This window comes from Cognatiluteimonas lumbrici, from assembly GCF_006476065.1.
Lineage (GTDB): Bacteria > Pseudomonadota > Gammaproteobacteria > Xanthomonadales > Xanthomonadaceae > Cognatiluteimonas > Cognatiluteimonas lumbrici.
In genome coordinates this window covers 1,832,494-1,856,687 of sequence record NZ_ML636798.1, presented here as the reverse complement: position 1 = coordinate 1,856,687, position 24,194 = coordinate 1,832,494, and the positions used below count along the sequence as shown (strand labels likewise).

At 72.9% G+C, this 24,194-nt stretch carries 19 protein-coding genes and 1 pseudogene; 7 read left to right on the top strand and 13 right to left on the bottom strand.

Features of this window, described 5'->3' with window-relative positions:
- Positions 1-10 precede the first annotated feature (10 nt).
- From E4F25_RS08980 to E4F25_RS08970, 3 genes are all read left to right on the top strand, one after another.
- Positions 11-943 carry a DUF3667 domain-containing protein gene (locus E4F25_RS08980; RefSeq protein ID WP_181168252.1) on the top strand — a complete coding sequence of 311 codons (933 nt, stop codon included), beginning with the start codon at positions 11-13 and terminating at the stop codon, positions 941-943.
- 85 nt (positions 944-1,028) lie between these two features.
- Entirely contained in the window at positions 1,029-2,468 is a 1,440-nt protein-coding gene (locus E4F25_RS08975) for a hypothetical protein (protein ID WP_181168251.1), read from the top strand.
- An 11-nt stretch (positions 2,469-2,479) separates the two neighbouring features.
- Positions 2,480-3,130 (top strand): response regulator, encoded by a 651-nt coding sequence (locus E4F25_RS08970; RefSeq protein ID WP_140909802.1) that lies wholly within the window; start codon positions 2,480-2,482, stop codon positions 3,128-3,130.
- On the opposite strand, the gene E4F25_RS08965 is transcribed toward E4F25_RS08970, so the two are convergent.
- The 3 genes from E4F25_RS08965 to E4F25_RS08955 form a co-directional block, all read right to left on the bottom strand.
- Positions 3,105-5,036: a sensor histidine kinase gene (locus E4F25_RS08965; RefSeq protein ID WP_140909801.1), complete on the bottom strand. Its 1,932-nt coding sequence runs from the start codon at positions 5,034-5,036 to the stop codon at positions 3,105-3,107. The genes E4F25_RS08970 and E4F25_RS08965 overlap by 26 nt on opposite strands.
- An 85-nt stretch (positions 5,037-5,121) precedes the next feature.
- On the bottom strand, positions 5,122-5,763 hold the full coding sequence (locus E4F25_RS08960) for a DUF3106 domain-containing protein (protein WP_181168250.1): 642 nt from the start codon (positions 5,761-5,763) through the stop codon (positions 5,122-5,124).
- Complete coding sequence (locus E4F25_RS08955; protein ID WP_140909800.1) at positions 5,753-6,634, bottom strand: hypothetical protein; 882 nt, start codon at positions 6,632-6,634, stop codon at positions 5,753-5,755. The genes E4F25_RS08960 and E4F25_RS08955 overlap by 11 nt, the downstream gene beginning before the upstream one ends.
- Before the next feature lie 410 nt (positions 6,635-7,044).
- Between E4F25_RS08955 and E4F25_RS08950 the strand changes: the two genes are divergently transcribed.
- Entirely contained in the window at positions 7,045-9,072 is a 2,028-nt protein-coding gene (locus tag E4F25_RS08950; protein ID WP_140909799.1) for a primosomal protein N', read from the top strand.
- Positions 9,073-9,088: 16 nt separating this feature from the next.
- On the opposite strand, the gene E4F25_RS08945 is transcribed toward E4F25_RS08950, so the two are convergent.
- The 7 genes from E4F25_RS08945 to rhlB form a co-directional block, all read right to left on the bottom strand.
- Entirely contained in the window at positions 9,089-9,571 is a 483-nt protein-coding gene (locus E4F25_RS08945; protein WP_246069835.1) for a DUF1203 domain-containing protein, read from the bottom strand.
- A 58-nt stretch (positions 9,572-9,629) separates the two neighbouring features.
- Complete coding sequence (gene rpoH, locus E4F25_RS08940) at positions 9,630-10,508, bottom strand: RNA polymerase sigma factor RpoH (RefSeq protein ID WP_140909798.1); 879 nt, start codon at positions 10,506-10,508, stop codon at positions 9,630-9,632.
- Between the two features lie 93 nt (positions 10,509-10,601).
- A complete protein-coding gene (gene ung / locus E4F25_RS08935) occupies positions 10,602-11,306 on the bottom strand; it encodes a uracil-DNA glycosylase (RefSeq protein ID WP_140909797.1) in 705 nt (234 codons plus the stop codon).
- Between the two features lie 3 nt (positions 11,307-11,309).
- Entirely contained in the window at positions 11,310-12,167 is an 858-nt protein-coding gene (locus E4F25_RS08930) for a response regulator (RefSeq protein ID WP_140909796.1), read from the bottom strand.
- Positions 12,167-13,132 carry a permease-like cell division protein FtsX gene (gene ftsX / locus E4F25_RS08925; protein ID WP_140909795.1) on the bottom strand — a complete coding sequence of 322 codons (966 nt, stop codon included), beginning with the start codon at positions 13,130-13,132 and terminating at the stop codon, positions 12,167-12,169. The genes E4F25_RS08930 and ftsX overlap by 1 nt, the downstream gene beginning before the upstream one ends.
- Positions 13,125-13,814, bottom strand: coding sequence for a cell division ATP-binding protein FtsE (gene ftsE / locus E4F25_RS08920; RefSeq protein ID WP_140909794.1), 690 nt, complete (start codon positions 13,812-13,814; stop codon positions 13,125-13,127). Before ftsE ends, ftsX begins: the two co-directional genes overlap by 8 nt.
- Positions 13,815-13,841: 27 nt before the next feature.
- Positions 13,842-15,590 (bottom strand): ATP-dependent RNA helicase RhlB, encoded by a 1,749-nt coding sequence (gene rhlB, locus E4F25_RS08915; protein WP_140909793.1) that lies wholly within the window; start codon positions 15,588-15,590, stop codon positions 13,842-13,844.
- Positions 15,591-15,784: 194 nt separating this feature from the next.
- Between rhlB and trxA the strand changes: the two genes are divergently transcribed.
- Entirely contained in the window at positions 15,785-16,111 is a 327-nt protein-coding gene (trxA, locus tag E4F25_RS08910) for a thioredoxin TrxA (protein WP_140909792.1), read from the top strand.
- A 362-nt stretch (positions 16,112-16,473) separates the two neighbouring features.
- A pseudogene (gene rho, locus E4F25_RS08905) lies at positions 16,474-17,961 on the top strand (transcription termination factor Rho); the annotation flags it as partial.
- A 69-nt stretch (positions 17,962-18,030) separates the two neighbouring features.
- Here rho and E4F25_RS08900 read toward each other — a convergent pair.
- Complete coding sequence (locus tag E4F25_RS08900; protein ID WP_181168249.1) at positions 18,031-18,852, bottom strand: TonB family protein; 822 nt, start codon at positions 18,850-18,852, stop codon at positions 18,031-18,033.
- 97 nt (positions 18,853-18,949) lie between these two features.
- On the opposite strand from E4F25_RS08900, the gene E4F25_RS08895 reads away from it, so the two are divergent.
- The gene (locus E4F25_RS08895; protein ID WP_140909789.1) at positions 18,950-20,770 is read left to right on the top strand and encodes a monovalent cation:proton antiporter-2 (CPA2) family protein; all 1,821 of its coding nucleotides are present in this window, start codon (positions 18,950-18,952) and stop codon (positions 20,768-20,770) included.
- Here E4F25_RS08895 and E4F25_RS08890 read toward each other — a convergent pair.
- Together E4F25_RS08890 and E4F25_RS08885 are read right to left on the bottom strand one after the other, a co-directional pair.
- Positions 20,767-23,898, bottom strand: a complete 3,132-nt coding sequence (locus E4F25_RS08890; RefSeq protein WP_140909788.1) for an ankyrin repeat domain-containing protein — start codon at positions 23,896-23,898, stop codon at positions 20,767-20,769. The two genes, E4F25_RS08895 and E4F25_RS08890, sit on opposite strands and share 4 nt — an antisense overlap.
- Entirely contained in the window at positions 23,891-24,163 is a 273-nt protein-coding gene (locus tag E4F25_RS08885; protein ID WP_140909787.1) for a YcgL domain-containing protein, read from the bottom strand. Before E4F25_RS08885 ends, E4F25_RS08890 begins: the two co-directional genes overlap by 8 nt.
- Positions 24,164-24,194 lie beyond the last annotated feature (31 nt).

Here is a 24,194-nt window from a genome sequence, read left to right as displayed (position 1 = left end):
GACCGGCCGCGTGACCGAGAGCACGAGCACCACCAGCTGCCAGAACTGCGGCACCGAGCTGCTCGGTCCGCACTGCTACAAGTGCGGCCAGCCGGTGAACGGACTGGTGCGCCACTTCGGCAGCATCGTCGGCGACTTCTTCGACAGCGTGTTCGACCTCGATTCGCGCACCCCGCGCACCCTGTGGCCGCTGTTCGCCAAGCCCGGCTTCCTCACCCGCGAGTACTTCGCCGGCCACCGCGTGCGCTACGTCAGCCCGGTGCGGCTGTTCTTCTTCCTGAGCATCGTCACCTTCTTCGTCGCGCAGCTCACCTTCCACGTCGACAACGACGGCGAGCCCGGCGGCGGCAGGGCGACGGTGACGGTCACCGACCCCGATCCCGACAAGGGCCTGACCGTGTCCTTCAACGGCAGGCAGTGGGATCCGGTGACCAACCCCGTGGACATTGCATGGCTGCCCGCATTCGCCGACCGCTGGATCAACCAGCAGATCGGCGACGGCATCGAGAACGCCGCCGAGCTGCAGGCCGACCCGGAGCGCTTCAAGGACGCGGTGCTCGGCGCGCTGCCGTCCACGCTGTTCGTGCTGCTGCCGATCTTCGCGCTGATGCTGAAGATCATCTACCTGTTCAGGCGCCGGCTGTACATGGAACACCTGATCGTGGCCCTGCACAGCCACGCCTTCCTGTGCCTGGCGGTGCTGCTGCTGATCGGCCTGTCCGAGCTCGAGGACGCGCTGCCGGTGCTGGAGACGGCGTGCAGCTGGATGCAGGGGTTGCTGTTCGTGTGGATGCCGCTGTACCTGCTGCTGATGCAGAAGGGCGTCTACGGCCAGGGCTGGCCGCTGACCCTGCTCAAGTACCTGGTGCTGGGCGTCTGCTACTTCTTCCTGCTCGGCTTCGGGGTCGCCGCGACCATTCTCGCCAGCCTGGTGTGGGGCTGACCGCGGGCGGCACACCATGAATCTGGCGTCGCGCCCGCCGACGGCGCGGGCGATGCTGGCCCTGTCCCCAGGGGAAGCCCCTTCCATGCCCGTCCATCCACGCCCTGCCCGCCTCGCCCGCGTCCTGCCCGTGCTGCTGCTGTGCGCGCTGGTGGCCGGCTGCGCCAGCGTGCCGCGCTCCGAGCGCGAGCTCGCCCGGCTCGGCTTCTCAGGCGACCGCTCGGCGGAGCTGTTCGCGCGGATCGGGGCCGAGCCGACCAACGCCCGCCTGCACTACGACAACGGCCGCTACCTGCTCGACCGCGGCCGCCGCGGCGACCTCGAGGTGGCACGCGTGGCCTTCGCCAACGCGGCCCGGCTGGCTCCGGACTGGTGGCAGCCGCAGTTCGCGCTGGCGATCACCGACTACCGCCTCGGCAACCACCAGCAGGCGCTGGCCGGCTACGTGGACGCGATGGGCCTGCGCGGCGGCTGCGACCAGCTCTGCTACGGGCTCGCGCTCGTGGCCTGGCGCGCGGGCGAGTTCGGCCTCGCCGCGAACGCGCTCGCGGAGGCGCGCCGCACCGGCGCGCCCGCCGGCGACGCGGCGCGGGCCGCGGAGGCGTTCGTGTCGGCCGGGCTCGCCGACGGGCAAGGCGCCCGCCCGGCGGCGGAGGTGCGCGCGCGCCTGTATCCCGCGCCGCTGCCGGCCGAGGCCGACCACGCCGCCGGCAACGTCTCGATCGACGCCTACGTCATCCGCCAGAGCCGCGACAGCAACAGCCACGCAGGCATCAACCTGCTCAACGCGCTGGAGCTGCAGTTCGGCGGCACTCTGGTCAACACCTACGAACGCGACGACGACGGCGCGACCCACGCCACCGAGCGCAACATCGAGGTCACCGTCCCGAGCGTCAGCTACGCGCTCAACATGGCCTCGCTGGCGCGCGGTTCCTTCAGCATCGAGGCCAGCCCCAGCGTGGTCGCGGTCCCGGGCTCGACCTCGCGCTTCTTCGAGGGCAGCAGCGTGCTGATCGTGCCTGCCGGCGACGAGACCGAGCCGCTCGAGCGCGACGTCGGCGTGGACCTCAAGGTCACCCCGAACGAGGTCGGCGACGGTTACGTCGACCTGACCGCGATACTCGAGCTGTCCAACCTGTCGGCCAACACCGTCGGCGGCGTCAACGCCACCGTGCTGCAGACCGAGAAGACCTCGGCCGAGGCCACCGCGCGGATCCCGTTCGGGCGCGCGATCGCGCTCGGCTCCGGCGCGACCATGAGCGTGCGCGACGCCGACAGCGGCACGCCCGGGCTGTCGCGGATTCCGGGTATCGCGAAGCTGTTCGGCACCGAGCAGTCGAGCGCGCGCCGCAGCGACGTGCTGGTGCTGATCACCGCGCGCCGCGGGGTCGAGCCCGGCGCCGCCGCGGCCCCGGACGGCGATGCGCTGTCGCAGGCGCTGTTCGGCCGCCCGGCCGCCGACATCGCCCGGATCTCGCGTTTGCCGTCGCAAGCGCCGAAGATCGCGTTCGAGGCCTGGCTGTGAAGGGTGGCGCCATGGAAACGATCCGCATCCTGCTCGTCGAGGACGACCCGCCGACCCGGCGGCGCCTGCACGAGGCGCTGGCATCGGATCCCGGCTTCGATGTGGCGTCGGTGGACAACATCGCCGACGCGCGCGCGGCGATCGCGGCCGACCCGCCGAAGGTGCTGGTCACCGACCTGGAGCTGCCGGACGGCCACGGCACCGCGCTGACCGCTGAAGTGCGCGCGAACCACCCGGGGATCGAGGTGCTGGTGATCTCGGTGCTGTGCGACGAGCGCAACGTGGTCGCCGCGATCGCCGCCGGGGCCAGCGGCTACATCGTCAAGGACGCGCTGCCCGAGGACATCGGCGACACCGTGCGCCAGGTGCTGCAGGGCCATTCGCCGCTGTCGGCGGCGATCGCACGCTACATCCTGCGCCGCCTGCAGCCGGACACCCCGCGCGTGCAGGAAGGCAACGCGCAGCTCGGGCTGACCAGGCGCGAGATCGACATCCTGTGGGGCATCGCCAAGGGCCTGACCTACAACGAGATCGCCGACGGCCTGGGGATCTCGCGCAAGACCGTGCCCAACTACATCAAGAGCATCTACCGCAAGCTCGAGGTCAACAGCCGCGGCGAAGCGGTGTTCGAGGCGCTCACGCGGAACCTGATCCAGCTGTAGCCGCGCCCGCCTCGCCCGGCAGCCGCGGCGGCAGGTCGAGCAGCACGCGGGTGCCTTCCGCTCCGCTCTCCACCGACAGCGTCGCGCCCAGCGCGGCAGCGCGCTTGTGCATGTTGCCCATGCCGTAGCCGCCACGACGGGCGCTGGCGCCGCCGCGCCCGGAGTCGCGCACTTCCAGGCGCACGCCATGCCCCGGCAGTGGCGAGGCGCCGGCCACGAGCGCGATCGTCTCCGAGCCCGAGTGCTTGACCGCGTTGTTCACCGCCTCCTGCAGGATACGGTAGATCGCCAGCGTGGTCGCCGGCGCCAGCCCGGGCAGGTCGGGCAGGTTGCGCGCCTGCCAGTCCAGGAACACGCCGGCGCGCCGCAGTTGCGGTTCCACCCGATCGCGGAACGCCGTCAGCATCATCGCCAGGTCGTCGCCGACGTCCTCCATCGAGTCGATCACCAGGCGCAGGTCCGCGAGCGCGCGGCGGCTGGCCTGCGCCACCTCCTCGCTGGTGTCGCCAACATTGCCGTCGGCGCCCGGCCGCCGCTGCTCGCACAGCGAGATGATGGACACCAGGTGGCCGGCGATGCCGTCGTGCAGGTCGCCCATCAGGCGCATGCGCTCGGCCTCCAGCGTCGCCTTGCGCACGTGCGCCTGCTCGCGCTCGAACGCGGCCCGCAGCTCCATGCGCGCGGCCGCGACGTCGCGGTGCAGGCGCGCGTTGAAGGTTTCCAGCAGCGACAGCCCGTCCGAGAAGCGGCGCAGCAGGATCGCGCCCATGAGCATCACCAGCAGCGGCCCGTTGAAGCGCGCCAGCAGGACGTAGCCGCGGTCGAGCACGCCCGCGGTCACCAACTGGTCGCGGGTGGCCAGCGACAGCAGCACGGCGATGGTCGCGAGCAGGGCCAGCGCGCTGCGGTCGCCGCCGCGGATGCCCGCGCGCCACATCTCCCATAGCGCCACCGCACCCAGTCCCAGCGCAAGCGGCACGAACAACGCCGGGACCAGCAGCGTCGACCAGGCCGCCGGCAGGAGCTCGAAGCTCAGGTACATCAGCATGGCCGGGAGCAGGAACCAACGCGTGCGCACCGGCGGCGTGCGCCCCACCAGCCGCCAGGTGAACGGCAGCAGCAGGCAGGCGCCGAGGAAGCGCAGCACGTTCACCGGCAGCAGGAACTGCGCGCCGAAGGCGCCGGCGATCACCGGCGACAGCGAGGACAGCGCGAACCCGAGCGATATCGTCGCGCACAGCAGGTAGAGCTGGTCGTGGCGCCGGGTCAGCCAGATCATCAGCATGATCGCGCCGATCGCGAACAGCGCGCCGTCCATCAGCCGCGGCAACGCCACCACCAGGAAATGCGCCGCCTCGTGGTGGTCGCGCAGTTCCGCGTCCGGCCCGAAGTACACCGGCCCGACGGCACCGGCGCCCATCCTGCCGCCGAGCGCCAGCTCTAGGGTGTTCCCGCCCGGCCGCAGCATCTGCTCCGGCAACGGCACCAGCTGCGGCGCGCCCTGCCCGAGCCGCAGCGAGGTCTGGCCGCGGGTGCTGTCGATGACCGGCACCCCGTTGAGCGACACCTGCAGGCGTCCGGTGAACTGCGGGATGTACAGCGCCTGCAACGCGCCGCCTGCAGGGTCGTGCTGGAAGCGGATGCGGTAGAGGCGGGTGCATTCGCCGCGCGCGTGGCAGTTGCCCAGCAGCTGCATCGGCACCGGGCCGGATTCGCCGCCGTCGGCGGCGACCAGCATGGCGCCGTCGAAGCGTTGCACGCCGGGGCCGGCCACGTTCGCGCCGACGTCCATCAGGCGCCCGAATGCGAGCAGCAACAGGCAGGCGCCGAGCAGCAGCGCCGCCAGGTGCAGCCATGGCATGTTCGCCGGGGTTGGCGCACGCACGCCCACCGCGAACTCCGACATGCCTTCCCCCGTCCCCATCAGTGGCGACGATGATGGCGACCGGCGCCCGCCACTGCAACCCGCGTCGCCGCGGAAACCCCGACGCCTATTGCAGCAGGCGCGCGCGCAGCCAGTCGCCGCGCTCCGCCGGCGCGGTGCGGATGAGTTCGTCGCGCAGCGCGCCGCGCGCCTGTGGCGGCGTGCGTTGCGACAGCGTCGCGAGGTCGCGCACCTGCGCCGGCGGCAACGCGTGCAGGACCTGCAACAGCGGCTCGCGTTGCGCCGGCGGCACCTGCATCAACAGCGGCGCGAGCCCCTCCCACTCGGCGCCGAGCACCGGCCCGAGCAGCCAGCCGCGGCGGATGTCCGGCGGCAACGCGGCGAATTCATCGCGCAATGCCTGGCGCTGCTCCGCAGGCAGGCCTGCGAAGGTGCGCGCCGCGGAACGCACGAGCGCCTGCCGGTCCACCGGCATGGCGCGCCACGCCACCCAGGCTTCGCGCAGGCGCGCACGCTCGGCCGCGGGCAACGCTTCCCAGGCGTCCACGCGCGCGCGCAGCGCGAGCTGCCGGTCCGCAGGCATCGCACGCAGCCACTGCGCACGCGCCTGCAACTGCTGGCGCGCCTCGGGCGGCAGCGCCGCCATGCGCGACTGCACCGGCGGCGGCAAGACCGCGATCGCGACGCCTGCGAGCGTGCAGCACGCCAGCACGGCGATCAGCAGCAGCCAGCGACGTTCAGCGCCCACCGTCGCCCTCCCCGCCGCGGCTGCGCGCGTCCCGCGACAGCCGCGCCGCGTACCACGCGTACAGCCCGAGTTCGTCGACCACGGCCGCGTCCTCCGCGTTCGCCAGCTGCTCCAGGTCGGGGTGCGACAGCAGCACCAGGTCGGGCTCCAGCGGCACCGCCGGGGCCTGGCTGGGCGGAAGCGGATCGCTCTCGGCGCGCGCCAGGTCCGGCGGCCCGTCCGAGTCCGGCGACCCCGGCAGCCGGAGCGGCAGGAAGGTCGCGGCCAGCGCCAGCGCGCAGGCGGCGACGCCGGCCCAGAGCCAGGGCGTGGCCCGGTGGCTGCGAGCGGTGCGCGCGGGCGCCGGAGGTGCCGGGAGCGTCGGGAGCGCCGCCGCGGGCAGCGTGTCCAGCGCCTCGCGCAAGGCCTGTTGCCGGGCCTGCCAGGCGAGCGCGTCGTGGCGGCCGTCGGCCAGGCACGGCAAGGCCTCGCGCAATCCCGCGTGCGCGGCGGCCGGCGCCACGCCGAGCGCGGCCGCCACCGCGGCGGGCTCGAGCCCGCCGACCAGCCGCAGCAGCACCGCCGCGCGCGGCCCGTTGCCGAGCTCGCCCAGCCAGTCCAGCCCGGCGGGCCAGCGCGCGCCGGGCGCCGGCGCGCGCAACGCCGGGTGATCCACCAGCAACCCCCAGTAGCGCACCGGCCACTGTTCCATCGGCACGTCCGCGGACATCGGCAGGAAGGCGCGGGCGGCCGCCTCCGCGATTCCGGCCGCAGCCTCCTGGTCCCCGGCCTGCAGCCAGGCAACGAGCACGGCACGTCGCTGCACGCCGCGCAGGAAGGCGGCAGTGGCGGTGGAGGGTCGCGACGGGGGCGAGGGGTGACGCGCGGTCATCGGTGGGGCTTCATGGCCGGGGCATGATAGCCAGCCCCCCCGTCACGGCCGGTTTGACGCGGATCCGCGCCAGAATGGTTGTGCACAGCAGTAACGCGGCTCCGTAGACGAATCGTTCACCCTGTCGCCGGCGACCGGCCTTCACCATGTTCCACGCGCAAGCCATTGATTCTATTGCACTTTGATCGAATGGTAATTTTTTCGCCATCTTCACTTTCGTGCGGGAACAAAGCTGTTTGCAGACTGAACGGTGCCGGACATGCACAGGGTTATCCACATGCTGTGTGGATAAGGACAAAAGCCTTTGGCGGACAGGCGTTTGCGGCATTCTCCTAGTCGGAGACGGCAAGAGTTGAACGCAAGTCACACCCCGCGACCGGCGCTCGCGACGGCCCGCTAGACTCTTGCCGATGCTTCCGACCTGCCAGGTTGCGTTGCCGCTTCCGCTGCCGCAGCTGTTCGACTACGCCCTGCCCGATGCCGTCCGCGCCGACCCCGGCCTGGTCGGCCGGCGCGTGCGGGTGCCGTTCGGGAACGGCGAGAAGGTCGGGGTGGTGGCCGGCCTCGGCGGGCCGGCGGACGTGGCCCTGCGCGCGGGCGAACTGCGCAGGGTCTCCGAACTGCTCGACGATGCGCCGCTGCTGGACGGGGAACTGCTGGCCTCGCTGCGCTGGCTGGCGCGCTACCTGCACGCGCCGCTGGGCGAGGTCCTGGCCACGGCCTTGCCGGCGGCGCTGCGCCGCGGCAAGCCCGTGCCAGCGGCCGATGCCAGGCCGCGGCGGCGACGCTGCGCAGCCCCGGTCGAACCCGTGGAACAGGTAGCGGCACCGGTCCCCAACCCGGACCAGCAACGCGCGATCGAGGCGGTGCTGGCCGCCGCCGGCGGCTTCGCGCCGCTGCTGCTCGACGGCGTCACCGGCAGCGGCAAGACCGAGGTCTACCTGCACGCGATCGCCGACTGCCTGGCGCGCGGCCGCCAGGCGCTGGTGCTGGTGCCCGAAATCGGCCTGACCCCGCAGCTGCTGGCGCGCTTCCGCGCGCGGCTCGGGGTCGAGGTGCACGCGCTGCATTCGGGGCTCCCCGATGGCGAGCGCGCGCGCGTCTGGGCGGCGGCGCGCGGCGGAGTGGCGCGGGTGGTGGTGGGCACGCGCTCGGCCGTGTTCACGCCCCTCCCCGAGGCCGGGCTGCTGGTCGTGGACGAGGAGCACGACGGCAGCTACAAGCAGTTCGACGGCATCCGCTACCACGCGCGCGATTTCGCGCTGGTGCGCGGCAAGGCGCTCGGGGTCCCGGTGCTACTGGGCAGCGCCACGCCCTCGCTGGAATCGCTGCACAACGCGCGCCAGGGCCGCTACGCCCACCTGCGGCTGCCGCACCGGGCCGGGGCCGCGAAGCCCGCACCGGTGCGGGTGATGGACGTGCGCAAGCTGCCGCTGCAGGCTGGCCTGTCGCCGCGCCTGCTCGACGCGGTGCGCGCCGCGCTCGATGCCGGCGGCCAGGTGCTGGTGTTCCGCAACCGCCGCGGCTACGCCCCGGTGCTGCTGTGCCACGACTGCGGCTGGAGCGCGCATTGCCGGCGCTGCAGCACCGAAGAGAAGCCGACCGCGATGACCGTGCACGCCGGTGGCCGCCGCCTGCAGTGCCACCACTGCGGCGCGCGTCAGGCGGTGCCGCCGGCCTGCCCGGACTGCGGCGGCCTCGCGCTGCAGCCGCAGGGTGCGGGCACCGAGCGCATGGAGGAACTGCTGGCCGAGCGCTTCCCGGACGTGCCGGTGCTGCGCGTGGACCGCGGCAGCACCGGCAAGCGCGACGCCATGGAGACGCTGCTGGCCGGGCTCGGCGACCGCCCTGGAATCCTGGTCGGCACGCAGATGCTGGCCAAGGGCCACGACCTGCCCAACCTTACGCTGGTGGCGGTCGCCGGCATCGACGAGGGCCTGTTCTCGGCCGACTTCCGCGCCGGAGAGAAGCTGGCACAACTGCTGGTGCAGGTGGCCGGACGCGCCGGGCGCGCCGAGCGCGCCGGCGAGGTCCTGCTGCAGACCCACCACCCCGAGCACCCGTTGCTGCAGGTGCTGGTGCACGGCGGCTACCACGCGTTCGCCGAGGCCGAACTGGCGCAGCGCGAGGCCGCCGGCTTCCCGCCGTTCGCGCATCTCGCGCTGCTGCGCGCCGAGGGCAAGCACGCCGACCCGCCGATGCAGTTCCTGCATGCGGCCAAGGCCCTGCTGCGCGACGGCGAGGTCGCGGTGCAGGGCCCGTTGCCGGCGCCGATGCCGCGACGCGCCGGCTACCAGCGCGCGCAGCTGCTGCTGTCCTCGTCCTCGCGCCCCGCGCTGCACGCCGCCCTCGACGCGGCGCTGCCCGCGATCCGCGACTCGAAGGAGGCGCGCAAGGTGCGCTGGTCGCTCGACGTGGACCCGGTGGACCTCTACTGAGCGCGGGAGCGGGGCTCTACGCGGCGCGGTCCACGCGGCACGCGTAGCAGCCGCGACGCGCGTTGTGCACGTGCAGGAACGCGACCTCGGGGTCGGCGAAGAAACGCTCGATCAATGCCTCCAGGCGCGTGCCCTCGTCGACTTCGGCATCGCGCATCCAGCCGCCGGCGTCGTAGGCGCGCACCGACAGCAGGCGGCTGCGCTGCTGCTCCGGCACCCGGTTGCGGAACACCGCCGCACGGGTCGCCGCCTCGCGCACGAAGATCGGGCCGCCCGAACGGTAGGGCGTCGCCACGTCGAGGTGCGGCCAGTGCAGCAACAGCAGGGTCTCGCCGGGCGCGGCGTCCTCGAGGGTCACGCGGCAGGGATAGCCCGGGCTGGCATCGGCCACGACGCGGGAGGCGCCGCGCGCGCGCAGCGCTTCGTCGTCGAGTGCGAACAGGGGAAGGAAGGGTCCGGGCGGCAACCCGCTGACGAGGTAGTCCATGGCCGTGTCCATCAGTGGATGGACACAGGGTGCGCGCGGCGCGGCTAGCGCGATATCCGGTTCTTGCGGATCAGGCTGCGAACAGGGCCTTCATCTTCTTCAGCGCGTTGGCCTCGATCTGGCGGATGCGCTCGGCGCTCACGCCGTACTCGTCGGCCAGCTCCTGCAGGGTCGCCTTGTTGTCGGCGTCGAGCCAGCGGCGGCGGATGATGTCGCGCGAGCGCTCGTCGAGCGCGCGCAGTCCGTCGCGCAGCAGTTCGAGCTGGTTCTCTTCGTGGTCGGTGCGCTCGTAGGCCTGCGACGGATCCTCCTCCGGCGCGACCAGGTACGCGGCCGGTGCCGGCGGCGCGTGGTCGTCGCTGTCGTCGGCGGTCATGTCGAAGCCGATGTCGCGGCCGGACAGGCGCGACTCCATCTCCATCACCTCGCGCTCGGAGACGTTGAGGTCGGCGGCGACCGCGCGCACCTCTTCCGCGTTGAGCCAGCCCAGCCGCTGCTTGCTCTTGCGCAGGTTGAAGAACAGCTTGCGCTGCGCCTTGGTGGTGGCGACCTTGACGATGCGCCAGTTGCGCAGGATGAACTCGTGCATCTCGGCGCGGATCCAGTGCACCGCGAAGCTGACCAGGCGCACGCCGACATCCGGGTCGAAGCGCTTGACCGCCTTCATCAGGCCGATGTTGCCTTCCTGGATCAGGTCGCCGAGCGGCAGGCCGTAGCCGTTGTAGCCGCGCGCGACATGGACCACGAAACGCAGGTGCGACATCACCAGCTCGCGCGCCGCGTCGAGGTCGTCCTCGTCGCGGTAACGGCGCGCCAGCGCCTGCTCGTCCTCGGCCGAGAGCACCGGGATCCGGTACACCGCGCCGATGTAGGCGTCCAGCGAGCCGATCGCACCGGGGATCGGCAGGTTGTTCGCGACCAGGGCCTGGGACATGGAGGTTTCGCTCATGTGCTTGATTCTACCGTGGCCTTGTTGGACAGAGGGCAACGGAAATGGTTCCCGCCGTTTCGCCCATGGAACAACGGACTGGGGGCGCCCGGGTCAAGCTTCAAGGGCCCCCGCCGGGGGCAGGGCCCAGTCGATCGGGGCTTCGCCCCGGCGCGCCAGCCAGGCGTTGGCCGCCGAGAAGTGCCCGCAGCCGATGAATCCGCGGTGGGCGGACAGCGGCGAGGGGTGCGGGGCCCGCAGGACCCGGTGCCGCCGGGGGTCGATGCGGGCGCCCTTCTTCTGCGCGTAGCTGCCCCAGAGCAGGAACACCAGGCCCTCGCGCTCCTCGGCCAGGGCCTCGACCACGCGGTCGGTGAAGCCCTCCCAGCCCTTGCCGGCGTGGGCGCCGGCGCGGCCGTCCTCCACGGTCAGGACGGCGTTCAGCAACAGTACCCCCTGGCTGGCCCAGGGCAGCAGGCAGCCGTGGCCGGGCGGCGCGATCCCGAGGTCGCGCTGCAGCTCCTTGTAGATGTTCTGCAGCGACGGCGGCACCGGCACCCCGGGCCGCACCGAGAAGCACAGCCCGTGGGCCTGGCCCGCGCCGTGGTAGGGATCCTGGCCGAGGATCACGACCTTGGTGGCGTCGAACGGGGTGGCGTCGAGCGCGCCGAAGATCTGCGGGCCGGGCGGGTAGATGCGCGCGCCGGCGGCCTTGCGCTCGCGCAGGAACCCGGCCAGTTGCTGCATCTCCGGACCCTGCAGGTAGTCGCCCACCCGCGCCTTCCACGAGGGCTCCAGCCGGATGCGGTCGTCGGCCATGGCTCAGCCGGCGAAGTCGCGCTGCTCCGGCAACCGCGACACGCGCAGCTGGAACAACACCTTGGTCACCAGCAGGCGTTCCTCGATCGGCTTGAGCACGAGGTCGTTGGCGCCTTCCCGCAGGAGTTCGGACTGCTTCTCGCGGTTGTCGTCGCCGGTCATCACCAGCACCGGCAGCGCGCGCTTGCCGAAGCCGAGCGGTCCGCGCACCTGGGCCAGCAGGTCGCGGCCGCTGAGCTCGCCCTTGAGGTAGACGTCGGTGAGCACGATGTCGGTGCCGACCGCGCCGCGGGCGTGCGCCCCGCTCAGGTAGTCGAGCGCGCCCTCGGCGTCGGTGAAGTGCAGCACCTCGAGCTCCTGGCGCTCGAGCATGCGCTTGGTCGCGGCGGCGACCACGCGGCTGTCCTCCACGTAGAGCACGCGCGCGCCGGGCACCGGCTCGGGCTGCACGTAGCCGCGGATGAACGCGGCCAGCGCCTGGTGCCCGAGCGACTTGTCGAAATAGTCGGTGATGTCGTCGTTGAGGCTGCGCGCCTCCAGCCGCGACTGCACGTCGCCGGAGACCACGATCACCGGCACGTAGCTCTGCCCCGCCGCCTCGCGCACCGCATGCGCCAGCGCGGTACCGTCGCCGTCGGGCAACAGCAGTGAGGTCGTCACCAGGTCCACGGGGCCCTCGGCGAGCATCTCGCGCGCCTCCGCGAGGCCGCCGCAGGACAGCACCTGCGCGCCCGGGAGCTCCCTCAGCAGCACGTCGCCGATCAGCTTGCGCACCAGCCGGGACCCGTCAACCACCATCACCCGCGGGGCGTCGCTGACCACGTGGCGGAGGGTATCGGCTGCGTCGGCGTGGGCTTCCATCAGGTCTCGGTCGGTCGGGTCTGGCGCAGGTAGTGCCCGGTCACGATGCCGGCCCCGAGCCAGCCAAGCAAGGCCGCGCCGGCGACGACGGCGAGCGCGGTGGACGCATCGAAGCCACCGAGCGCGAAATTGCTGCCGTAGCTCGCGGCGAGTTCGGCCAGCGGCGCGCGCAGCGCCAGCGCCGCTGCGGTGAGCAACGCGATCGCGATCACGCCGGCGGCGACGCCGTACCACGCGCCCAGGTACAGGAACGGGCGCCGGATGAAGCCGTCGGTCGCACCGAGGTGCTGCAGCACCCCGATCTCCTCGCGCCGCGACTGGATGTCCAGGCGCACGGTGTTGCCCACCACCAGCAGCGCGCCGAGCCCGAGCAGCAGCGCCAGCACCAGCGCGACGCGGTTGCCGAAGCGCAGCCAGCCGTCCAGGCGCTGGCGCCAGACCGCGTCGTGCTGCACCAGTTCGGCCTCGGGAAGCTGCGCCAGCGAATCGGCGAGCAGGGCTTCGTCGCCGCGCGGGCCGACCACCAGCACGCTCGGCAGCGGGTTCTGGTCGAGCGCGTCGAGCGCATCGCCGAGGCCGGCGGCGCGCAACTGCTCGACGCCCTGCTGCGGCGTGCGCAGTTCCACCGACGCCACGTCGTCGCGGCCACGCAGCTCGTCCGCGAGCGCCTGCGCACGAGCGGCATCCACGTCGTGCTGCAGGAACACGCTGATCTCGCGCGACTGCTGCACCTCGCCGGACAGCCGCGCCATGTTCGCCAGTACCAGCCACAGCCCGAGCGGCAACGCCAGAGCCACCGCCATCACCCCGACGGTCAGCACCGTGGCCCAAGGCTTGCCGAGCATGCGCCCGAGGCTCGCGGTGAAGCTGTACGCGTGGTGGTCCAGCCACGCGCCCACCCCCGACCGCCGGGCGCCCCCACCGTTCCCCGTTCCCTGTTCCCCGTTCCCGCTCCTGCTACTCATCCGCCAGGTCCTCGGGCGCGATGTCGTCCACCAGCTGGCCCTGCTCGAGCACCAGCACGCGCTTCTTCATGCGCTTCACCAGGCCGAGGTCGTGGCTGGCCACCAGCACGCTGGTGCCGCGCTCGGGCAAGGCCGCGAACAGCGCCATGATTTCCGCGGACAACCCCGGGTCGAGGTTGCCGGTCGGCTCGTCGGCCACCAGCAGCCGCGGCTCGCCGACCACCGCGCGGGCGATGCCGACGCGCTGCTGTTCACCGGCCGAGAGCTGGGTCGGCAGCGCGCGCTCGCGCTCGGCCAGGCCCAGGCGCTCGAGCACCGAGCGCACGCGCTTGCCGATCTCGCCGCGCTTCACGCCGCGCAGCACCAGCGGCAGCGCGACGTTGTCGAACACGCTGCGGTCGGACAGCAGGCGGTGGTCCTGGAACACCACGCCGACCTCGCGCCGGTGCATCGGCACCCGGCGGCCGCGCACCTTCAGCAGGTTGCGGTCGGCGAAGAGCACGGCGCCGCGGGTCGGGCGCTCGGCCAGGTGGATCAGCTTGAGCAGCGTGCTCTTGCCGGCGCCGGAGTGGCCGGTGACGAACAGCATTTCGCCCGGTTGCACTTCGAAACTGACCTCCGCCAGCGCGACATGCCCCCCGGGGTATTGCTTGCTGACGTTGTCGAAGCGCAGGACCGCCATGCGGCGATTCTAGCCCTGCGCCCCCGCTCAGTGTTGCGAGCGGGGCGCGCGGGTGACCAGCGACTTGAGGCCGCGGCCGATCCGGGTCAGCAGCGACGGCGAAGAGGGCGCGGGCGCTTCCGGCGGCTTCGGGCGGGCGGGCGCCTGCTTGCGCTGGCGCGGGGGGCGCGGCTGCTGCGCGGGACGCGCGTCGCCCTGCTGGCGTGCCGCCTGCGGCTGGCCATTCGACTGGCCATTCGACTGCACGTTCGCCTCGCCACCCTCGACGCGCTTGCCGCGGCGGCGGCGGCGGCGCTTGCGCGCGGGACGCTCGCCTTCGGCAGCCGGGGTCGCGGGCGTCGCGGCGGCCGCTTCGGGCCGGGCCGGCGCGGGCGCCGCGCCCGCCTCGCCGGCGGCACCCTCGGCCGCGGCCGGCTGGCGCCGGCGCGTGCGCGGGCCGCGCTCGCCGCGCTCGCCGCCTTCGCGGCGCGGGCCGCCACCGCGACGGCCGCCGCCACGGCGCTCCTCCTCGGCCGCGCGCTGCTCGCGCGCCTCGCGGAAGATCTCGCCCACGCTCTCGCCGTCCTCGTCGGGCGTGCGCTCGCGGGGTGCGCGCGGCAGGGCCACCAGCAGTTCCGCGGTCACCGGCTCGACCGGGATCTTCTGCTCGATGTAGGCCTCGATGTCCGGCAGCGACATCGCGTAACGCTCGCAGGCGAAGCTGATCGCGTCGCCCTCGGCGCCCAGCCGCGCGGTGCGGCCGATGCGGTGCACGTAGTCCTCGGCGTCGAACGGCAGGTCGTAGTTGTAGACGTACTGCACGCCGTCGATGTGCAGGCCGCGCGCGGCGACGTCGGTGGCGACCAGGATCTCGAGCTGGCCGGCCTGGAACTTCTTCAACAGGGTCTCGCGCTTCTTCTGAGGCACGTCGCCGGAGAGCACGCCGACCCGGTAGCCGGCGCGCTCCAGCGCGCGCGCCACGCGCTCGACGAACGCCTTGGTGTTGACGAACACCATGGTGCGCGCGCCCTCGCTGCGCGAGAGCAGGCCCAGCAGCAGCGGCAGCTTCTCGTCGTCGGCCGGCAGGTACATGCGCTGGCGGACCTTGGCGTTGGTGATGTACTCGCTCTCCACCACCACCTTCTCGGGCTCGTTCATGTGCTCGTAGGCGAGCTCGAGCACGCGGTGGCTGAGGGTGGCCGAGAACAGCAGGGTCTGGCGCTCGGTGCGCGCCGGCATGCGCCGCAACAGGAAACGGATGTCCTTGATGAAGCCGAGGTCGAACATGCGGTCGGCCTCGTCCAGCACGCACACCTCGCAGGCATGCAGGCTGACCACCCGGTGCTGCTTCACGTAGTCGATCAGGCGCCCGGGGGTGGCGATGATCACGTCGGCGCCGGCCTGCAACTGGCTGCGCTGCTTGTCGTAGTCCACGCCGCCGTAGACCAGGGCGAACTTGAGGCCGAGGTCGGAGGCGAACTTCATCGCGTCCTTGTGGATCTGGATCGCCAGCTCGCGGGTCGGCGCCAGGATCAGCGCGCGCGGGTCCTCCGGCTTGCGCTCGGCCAGCGCCGGGCGCGTCAGCAGGCGGTTCACCACCGTGACCAGGAACGCCAGGGTCTTGCCGGTGCCGGTCTGGGCCTGGCCGGCGACGTCGCGGCCGGCGATGGTGATCGGGAGGGTCAGCGCCTGGATCGGCGTGCAGCGGGTGAAGCCGGCGCCCTCGAGCCCGGACAGCAGGTCCGGGTGCAGCTCGAAGGACGAAAAGGCGATATCGGTCAGGGGCTTGTCGGTCATGCGGGGGAATGCAGGTTCCGTATTGGATGGCGCGGCGCGCGGTCGCGCTTGCGCGGGGGGCTTCGTGGAAGCAGACTGCCGTCAGGCGCCCGGGGGACGCGCGAAGCGCCCTGGTCCCGCGGGAAAACGCCCCAGTCTACCAGCAACCGCCGCGATCTCCGCGGCCGACCGCCCTGTTTCCCCGAGGAGCCCCCATGAACGACACCGTCATCCACGCCACCGACGCCGATTTCGACAGCACGGTCCTGCAGTCCGGGGAACCGGTGCTGGTCGACTTCTGGGCGCAGTGGTGCGGCCCCTGCAAGATGATCGCGCCGGCGCTGGACGAGCTGGCCCGCGACTACGCCGGCAAGGCCAAGGTGGTGAAGGTGGACATCGACCAGAACCGCAACACCGCGATGAAGTACCACGTGCGCTCGATCCCGATGCTGCTGCTGTTCAAGGACGGCCAGGTCCAGGCCACCCAGATCGGCGCCGTCGGCAAGGCCCAGCTCAGCCAGATGATCGACAAGGCGCTCTGAACGCCTGAACCGCCGCCGCGCCGCCGGTTGCTCCCCGGCCGGCGCGGTGCTAGTTTTGGCGGGCCGGCACCCCGGCGCGCCTCCGGCCGCCCTGCTGCCGCACCCCGTCCCTGCTCCATTCCCTTCCCCGCCCGCATCCCGGGCGCTCGCATCCGAGCGAGGAATCGCACTTGTCCGACACCACCACCGCTCCCGAGGGGAGCGACACCGGCGGGACCGCCGAAAAGCGCGTGCGCAAGCGCGCCGCCAAGGCCGACGCCGGCACCACCCAGAACGAATCCGCCCGTGGCGAAGCCGCCGCTGAGCAGAAGCCTGCCGCCGAGCCGGCCTCCGCCGCCCCGGCCTCCCAGCAGGAGTCCGCGCAGCCCCAGGGCGGCGACGGCGACGACGGCAACGCGCGCGGCAACCAGCGCGAGGGCCGCGACCAGCAGCGCGATGGGGGACGCCACGGCAACCGCCGCGACCGCTTCCGCAACCGCCGCGACCGCAACCGCGACCGCGGCCGCGACGACGGCCTGCCGCGCGACGACAACGGCAACGAGCCGCAACAGAGCCGGCCGATGGCCAACATCCCCGAGGGTTTCCCGCAGTACTCGCTGGGCGACCTGAAGCGGATGCCGGCGCAGAAGCTGCTCGACATCGCCGAGCAGCTCGGCATCTCCGAGACCGTGGCCCGCGCCCGCAAGCAGGACGTGATCTTCGCCCTGCTCAAGGTGCTGACCCGCACCCCCGAGGGCGTCGCCGCCGACGGCGTGCTGGAAATCCTGCCCGACGGCTTCGGCTTCCTGCGCGCGGCCGAGGCCAGCTACCTGGCCGGCCCCGACGACACCTACATCTCGCCCTCGCAGATCCGCCGCTTCAACCTGCGCACCGGCGACCACCTGTCCGGCCGCATCCGCTGGCCCAAGGACGGCGAGCGCTACTTCGCGCTCAACGTGGTCGACGAGATCAACGGCGAGCCGATCGAGGCCTCCAAGAACAAGGTCCTGTTCGAGAACCTGACCCCGCTGTTCCCGCGCAAGCGCTTCCGCCTGGAGCGCGGCGACGGCTCGACCGAGGACATCACCGGCCGCATCCTCGACCTGATGGCGCCGCAGGGCAAGGGCCAGCGCGCGCTGATCGTCTCGCCGCCGAAGGCCGGCAAGACCATGATGATGCAGCAGGTCGCCACCGCGATCACGACCAACCATCCGGACGTGCACCTGATCGTGCTGCTGATCGACGAGCGCCCGGAGGAAGTCACCGACATGCAGCGCACCGTGCGCGGCGAGGTGATCTCGTCCACGTTCGACGAGCCGGCCGCGCGCCACGTGCAGGTCGCCGAGATGGTGATCGAGCGCGCCAAGCGCCTGGTCGAGCACAAGAAGGACGTGGTGATCCTGCTCGACTCGATCACCCGCCTGGCCCGCGCCTACAACAACGTGGTGCCGAGCTCCGGCAAGGTGCTGACCGGCGGCGTGGACGCCAACGCGCTGCACCGCCCGAAGCGCTTCTTCGGTGCCGCGCGCAACGTCGAGGAAGGCGGTTCGCTGACCATCATCGCCACCGCGCTGGTCGACACCGGCAGCAAGATGGACGAGGTGATCTACGAGGAGTTCAAGGGCACCGGCAACTCCGAGGTGCACCTGAACCGCCGCATCGCCGAGAAGCGCGTGTACCCGGCGATCGACATCAACCGCTCGGGCACCCGCCGCGAGGACCTGCTGATCGAGCCGGAGCTGCTGCAGAAGATCTGGATCCTGCGCAAGCTGCTGCACGGCATGGACGAGATCGGCGCGATGGAGTTCCTGCTCGACAAGATGAAGAGCACGAAGTCGAACGACGAATTCTTCGCTTCGATGAAGCGCTGACGAAAGCCTTGACGAAAAAGGGCGCCCCGCGGGGCGCCCTTTTTCTTCGTGCGGCCGTGGGCCGCGCGGCTACAGGAACGAGCCGACCACGTCCTCGAGCAACCGGAACGGCGAGTCCAGCGGCTGCACGTCGCCGTCCTTGAGGCCGGCGATGTGGGCCGCGGCATCGGCGTCCGGCCTGGCCCACGGCGCCGGCTGGTACGGGCCGGGTTCGTAGGCGCGCCAGCGGTCGGCGGCGGCCACCCCGGTGTTGATCACGAACTCGACGGGCACGCGGATCGAGCTGGCCAGCGGTTCGCCACCGAGCCTTGCGCCGGGCTCGAAGCGCCATTTCCGCGCAGCCCGCGTCGCGGCGGCGGCGAACACCTCGCGCCAGTGCTCCTTGCGGCTCTCGGACTGGGTGCTGCGCTCCAGGTCGACCCGCTCCACGTGCACCCGCTCGACGCCGCCGTCGTCGTCGAGCTTCAGCACCAGCGTCACCTTGCCGGCGACGCGCTCGCGCAGGGCCGAGTCCGGATAGCGCGGCGGCGCCATGCGGGCCGTGCGTCCCGGCGAACCGAAGGCCACGCGCTCGATGCGGAACGCCATCCGCTCGTCGTCGAGCGGCACCAGCGCGAGCTGCACGTTCATGTTGGCCTGCGCGGCCACCGGCTTGCCGTCCACCAGGATCGGTTCGAACCGCCACTCGCCGATCTGCTCGTGCAGCGCGGCCGTCACCTCCGGCAGCCCCAGCTCCGAGTCCAGGCTGTAGTCGCTCACGCTGCCGTCGGGGGCAATCTCGATCTGGCCGCTGACATTGCGCTCGAACTGCACCTGGGTGTCGCCGCTGTCACCGGCGTGGGCGGCCAGCGGCAGCAGCAACGCCGCCAGCAGCATCGCGAATCGATTCATGGCGCTCTCCCTCTCCATGGACTGCGTGTGTCCGAAGCATAACAGCCGCTCCCGGGGGCACCGCCGGGCTGGCGCATAATCCCCGGCGGAGGCCCGGATGCACGAAGGCGGACTCGAACTCGCGCTGGTGTTCCTGCTCGCCGCGGTGGTGGCGGTGCCGGTGTTCAAGCGCTTCGGCCTCGGCGCGGTGCTGGGCTACCTGGCGGCGGGCGTGGTGCTGGGGCCGCACGGCCTGCGCGTGGTCCGGAACGCGGAGCCGGTGCTGGCTGCCAGCGAGATCGGGATCGTGCTGCTGCTGTTCGTGATCGGCCTCGAGCTCTCGCCGGCGCGGCTGCGGGTGATGCGCCGGCCGGTGTTCGGGGTGGGCGGCCTGCAGATGGGGCTCACCGCGCTCGTGCTCGGCGGGGTCGCGATGGCGCTCGGGCTGGACTGGCGGGCGGCGCTGGTGGTCGGCTCGGGACTCGCGTTCGCGTCCACCGCGATCGGACTGCAACTGCTCGCCGAGCGCAAGGCGCTGGCCAGCGAGCACGGGCGCCTGGCCTTCGCGATCCTGCTGTTCCAGGACCTCGCGGCGATCCCGCTGCTCGCGCTGATCCCGCTGCTCGGCCACGCCGTGGACGCCGGCGCCGTGCAGCCGCTGTGGCTGGCGGTGCTGAAGGCGGTCGCGGCCATCGCGGCGCTGGTGCTCGGCGGCCGCGTGCTGCTGCGCCACGTGTTCCGGATCGTCGCGCGCACGCGCATGCCGGAGGTGTTCACCGCGACCGCGCTGCTGGTGGTGCTCGGCAGCGCCTGGCTGATGCAGCTCGCCGGGTTGAGCATGGGCCTGGGCGCGTTCCTGGCCGGCGTGCTGCTCGCGGAGTCCGAGTTCCGGCACGAGATCGAAGCCCAGGTCGAGCCGTTCCAGGGCCTGCTGCTGGGGCTGTTCTTCATGGCGGTGGGCATGAGCATCGACCTCGCGCGGGTGGTGCGCGAGCCGCTGCTGATCGAGGCCGGCGTGCTGGGCCTGTTGGCGGTGAAGTTCGCGATCCTGTTCCTGCTCGGGCTTCGTCCCGGCCGCCTGGACGCGCGCGGCGCGCTGCTGCTGGGCAGCGTGCTGGCGCTGGGGGGCGAGTTCGCGTTCGTGGTGTTCGGCGAGGCGCTGCGGGCCGGTTTGATCGATGGCGTGCTGCGGGATCGCCTGGTCGCGGTGGTCGGCGTCACCATGGCGCTGACGCCGCTACTGCTGATCGCGATGACCCGGCTGCTGCGCGAATCGCCCGGGCGACGCGAAGCGCGCCCGTTCGACGACATCCCGGACCAGCACCCGCAGGTGCTGGTCGCCGGCTTCGGCCGCTTCGGGCAGATCGTGGCGCGCCTGCTCGGCGCCCAGGGCATCCGCTTCGTCGCGATCGAGAACAGTCCGGAACAGGTCGAGTTCATGCGTCGCTTCGGCAACCCGATCTACTACGGCGACCCGGCGCAGCCGGCGCTGCTGCGCGCGGCCGGCGCCGCCCACGTGCGCGTGTTCGTGATCGCGATCGACGACATGCAGTCGAGCCTGGACGCGGTGCGCACGATCCGGCGGACCTATCCGGACACGCTGGTGTTTGCGCGCGCCCGCAACCGCCGCCATGCCTGGGAGCTGATGGACCTCGGCGCGGAAGTCGTGCGCGAGACTTTCCACTCGAGCCTGAAGATGGGCGAGCGCGTGCTGGTGGCGCTGGGCGCGCCGGCGGAGGTCGCGGCACGCCGCGCCGAGCGCTTCCGCGAGCACGACGAGAAGCTGCTGCGCGCGCAGTACGCGGTCAACGACGACGAGGCGGCCTTGATCCAGACCTCGCAGGACGCGCGCAGGGAATTGGAGCAGCTGTTCGCCGCCGACCGCGGCGAGGGCGTGCTCGGCGGGATCGTCGCGCCGAAGGATCCGGAAGGGGGCTAGCGGGGCTCGCGCAGGAAGCGCGCCATCGACACGCCGGTGCTGCCGGGCGCGTACTCGGCGGCCACGTCCACGAAGCCGCGCATGACCGCGATCTCGCGCGGGCTGCGGTTGAGGTTGTCGCGCAGGTCGGGGTTGCAGCCGGCGCGCAGCAGCCGCTGGGTGACCCGCAGCAGGCCGTGCAGCGCCGCCAGGTGCAGCGGGCCGAAGCCGCGCGGATCCTGCACGTCCAGCGCCACCTCCTCGTCGAGCAGGCGCTCGAGCGCGGTCAGCAGCACTTCCTCGTCGCAGGCGGTGCCGGGCTCGGCGCGCGCGCCGAGCAGCAGCAGCAGCGGGGAGACGCCGCCGGCGGCGCTGGCGTCGGCATCGGCGCCGGCCAGCAGCAGGGTGTCGAGCAGCGCAAGCAGCCGCGGCCGCTCGCGCGCGGTGAACCCGAACAGCACCGCGCAATGCAGCGGCGTCAGCCCCTGCGCGTCGGTCGCGTGCACGTTGGCGCCGGCCTGCAGCAGGCGCGCGCACAGGTCCGGCAGGCCGAGCGCGGCCGCCAGCATCAGCACGGTGACGTCGCCGGGCAGCCGCTGCTCCAGGCCGGCGCCGGCCTGCAGCAGGCGTTCGACGATGTCGCCCTGGCGCATGCTCACCGCCGCCGACAGCGGGGTGGCGCCGGTGTGCGCGGCGCGTTGCGGATCGGCCTTGCGCTCGAGCAGCAGTTCGACCACCGCGCGGTGGCCGCCGCCGGCGGCGCGCAGCAACGCGGTGCAGCCTTGGGCATCGGGGGTATCCACGTCGAAGCCGAAATCCACCAGCTTGCGCACCGCCCCCGCGTCGCCGACGATCGCCGCCGCCGGCAGGTCGGTCGCCTGCAGCGCGCGCCCGGGCAGGCGCCAGCCGCGCCATTCCAGCCACTCGACGATGTCGCGGCGGCCGCTGGACAGGGCCACGCCGAGCGGCGTCTGGCCATCGGCTGCGCGCACTTCCGGCGAGGCGCCGTGCAGCACCAGCAGGCGCACCGCGGGCTCGCGCCCGAGCGCGGCCGCCAGGTGCAGCGCGGTCATGCCGTGGCTGTCGCGGGCACCATGGTCGGCGCCGGCGGCGAGCAGCCGCGCGGCCAGCCGCATCCAGCCCAGCCGCACGGCCAGCGCGAGCACCGGGTCGCCGGTGGGCGACGCGCCGAGCGGGTCGGCGCCGCGATCGAGCAGCTCCAGCGCCATCGGTTCGAGCATGCGCGCCGCCGGGTCGCCGCGCAGGCAGGCGTCCATGAAACGCGCCAGCCCGCCGGGCCCGGAAGGCGGCACCGCGCGATCGAGCAGCAGCCGGATCGCAGGCGCCGCGTCCGGCCCGCGCTCCAGCAGCGCGGTCATCGCGTTGTGCCCGCCATGCACCCGGGCTTCCGGGTCGGCGCTGCGATCGAGCAGCCAGCGGATGCGCTCCACCGACGGTTGCGCGTCCTCGTCGAGCAGCAACTCGCCAAGTTCCGCCGGCGAGAGCAGTCGCGCCAGCACCGCGTTGCCGTGCTCGAAGCGGCCGGCGCGCAGGGCCTCGCGCAGGGCTTCGCGCGGATCGGGCTCGTCGGCCGCGGCCTCCTCCGGCGCGGCCCCGTCCTGCCCGTCGCCGGCCTCTCCGTCGAGTGCGTCGGTCGCGCCTGCCACCGGGAGCGGATACGACGGATCCAGCAGCGCCACCAGCGGCCAGCGCCGCGCCTGCGCGGCGTGGTCCACGGCGCGCAGGCCCTCCTCGTCCACCGCGGCGGTGTCGGCGCCGCGCTCGAGCAGCGCGCGTGCCACCTCGATGTTGCCCGCGATCGCCGCCTCGTGCAGCGCGGTGCGGCCGCGCGCGTCGCGCGCATCCACCTTCGCCTTGTGCTTGAGCAGCAGTTGCACGCCGGCGGCCTCGTCCTCGTCGCTCGCGGCGGCGGCGAGCAGCGCCGGCGTCGCGCCCTCGGCCTCGGGCTTCGCGCCGCGCTCGAGCAGGAAGCGCGCCAGCCGCCAGTTGCCGGCCGCGCAGGCGACGCCGAGCGGGGTCAGCCCTTCGTCGTTGATCGCTTCCAGTTCCGCCGCGGCATCGCGCAGCAGCGCGGCGACGCCGGGATCGGAACTGCGCGCGGCGTGGTGCAGCGGCGTGTTGCCGTCCTGGTCACGCGCGCGCGGGTCGGCGCCGTTGGCGAGCAGGGTCATCACCGCCTCCGGGCGACCATGCCAGCTATCGCGGGTCGCGGCCAGCAGCGGGGTCAGGCCGGCGTGCGCCGCGCCCAGGTCGACGCCACGCGCGATCAGGGCGCGCAGCAGGCGCAGGTCGGGCAGCACCGCGGCCAGCACCGGCAGGCTGCGCTGGTCGCGGTCGCCGGGCGGTGGCGGGACCTTCGGATCGGCGCCGGCCTCCAGCAGCGCGAGCGCGCGCTCGACGCGGCCGGTACGCGCGGCCTCGTACAGCGCGGCGACCGGATCCTGCCCGTCCTCCAGCAGCATGCCGGCGGCTGCATCCACCTCGGTGTCTTCGGCGTCATCCGCCATCACCTGCACCGGCAGCGGCAGCGCCGGCGCCGGGGGAATGCGGCGCAGCTGCCAGTGCAACAGCGGCGACAGCAGCGCGCCGGCGACCGCGACGCCCCAGCGCGCGCCTTCGGGCAGCAGTGCCTCCCAACCCAGCAGAAGTGGCAGCGCCGCCAGCGCGGTCACGGCCAGCGCCGCGCCGAGCCCGCGCCAGTCCCCGACGTCGAGCCCCGCGAGCGCGCGCCAGTGCGCGGCGAGTCCGCCGCCATCGCGCTCGACGCCCTGCCACAGCGGCCAGGCGCGCCACGCCGCCAGCAGCGCCAGGCCGAACACCAGGCTGGACGCGAACGCGGCACCGAGGCTGCCGCCCTGCAGCAGCGCCGACAGCGGCCAGGCCATCAGCAGCGCGAACAGCAGCGCGCTCCCGGCCCACAGGCACAGCAGCTCCAGCGGACCGCGCCAGTCGTCGAGCAACCCGCGCCATGGCCGGCGCCAATGCAGCGGGGCGAGCGCGAACGCCACCTGCGCCGGCACGGCAGCGGCCGCGGCGATGCCGCCGAAGCCCGCGGCCAGGACCAGCAGCGCACCCGCGGCCAGCAGCGCGGCCGCGGGCCAGCCGGGTGCCTTGCGCGCCTCAGGCATCGGTCCCCCAGTCATCGCTCATCGGGTCGGTGTCGCTGGCCGGCGGGAACTGCAGGTGGAAACCGCGCAGCGCCAGGTTCTCGCGCACCACCGCCGGGTCCTCGCGCGCGAGCTTGCGCTCGGGGGTGAGCTCCACCTCGAGCACGAACTCCAGCTTGCCCAGCTGCGTGCGCAGCGGCTCCGGCAGGCGGCCGAAGTCGTCGCGGGCCGCCAGGTACACATAGGTATCGGCCTTTTTCAGGCTCTTGTAGACGTGAGCGTGCATCGCCCCGGGTTCGCGTGGGATGCAAGGATTG

Coding starts and splice junctions, on each gene's coding strand:
- E4F25_RS08955 (WP_140909800.1), bottom strand. CDS start 6,634: ATGACCGCGCGTCACCCCTCGCCCCCGTCGCGACCCTCCACCGCCACT.
- E4F25_RS08885 (WP_140909787.1), bottom strand. CDS start 24,163: ATGCACGCTCACGTCTACAAGAGCCTGAAAAAGGCCGATACCTATGTG.
- E4F25_RS08890 (WP_140909788.1), bottom strand. CDS start 23,898: ATGCCTGAGGCGCGCAAGGCACCCGGCTGGCCCGCGGCCGCGCTGCTG.
- E4F25_RS08970 (WP_140909802.1), top strand. CDS start 2,480: ATGGAAACGATCCGCATCCTGCTCGTCGAGGACGACCCGCCGACCCGG.
- E4F25_RS08950 (WP_140909799.1), top strand. CDS start 7,045: ATGCTTCCGACCTGCCAGGTTGCGTTGCCGCTTCCGCTGCCGCAGCTG.
- E4F25_RS08975 (WP_181168251.1), top strand. CDS start 1,029: ATGCCCGTCCATCCACGCCCTGCCCGCCTCGCCCGCGTCCTGCCCGTG.
- trxA (WP_140909792.1), top strand. CDS start 15,785: ATGAACGACACCGTCATCCACGCCACCGACGCCGATTTCGACAGCACG.
- E4F25_RS08945 (WP_246069835.1), bottom strand. CDS start 9,571: ATGGACACGGCCATGGACTACCTCGTCAGCGGGTTGCCGCCCGGACCC.
- ung (WP_140909797.1), bottom strand. CDS start 11,306: ATGGCCGACGACCGCATCCGGCTGGAGCCCTCGTGGAAGGCGCGGGTG.
- ftsX (WP_140909795.1), bottom strand. CDS start 13,132: ATGAGTAGCAGGAGCGGGAACGGGGAACAGGGAACGGGGAACGGTGGG.
- E4F25_RS08930 (WP_140909796.1), bottom strand. CDS start 12,167: ATGGAAGCCCACGCCGACGCAGCCGATACCCTCCGCCACGTGGTCAGC.
- E4F25_RS08900 (WP_181168249.1), bottom strand. CDS start 18,852: ATGAATCGATTCGCGATGCTGCTGGCGGCGTTGCTGCTGCCGCTGGCC.
- E4F25_RS08895 (WP_140909789.1), top strand. CDS start 18,950: ATGCACGAAGGCGGACTCGAACTCGCGCTGGTGTTCCTGCTCGCCGCG.
- rpoH (WP_140909798.1), bottom strand. CDS start 10,508: ATGAGCGAAACCTCCATGTCCCAGGCCCTGGTCGCGAACAACCTGCCG.
- E4F25_RS08965 (WP_140909801.1), bottom strand. CDS start 5,036: ATGTCGGAGTTCGCGGTGGGCGTGCGTGCGCCAACCCCGGCGAACATG.
- ftsE (WP_140909794.1), bottom strand. CDS start 13,814: ATGGCGGTCCTGCGCTTCGACAACGTCAGCAAGCAATACCCCGGGGGG.
- rhlB (WP_140909793.1), bottom strand. CDS start 15,590: ATGACCGACAAGCCCCTGACCGATATCGCCTTTTCGTCCTTCGAGCTG.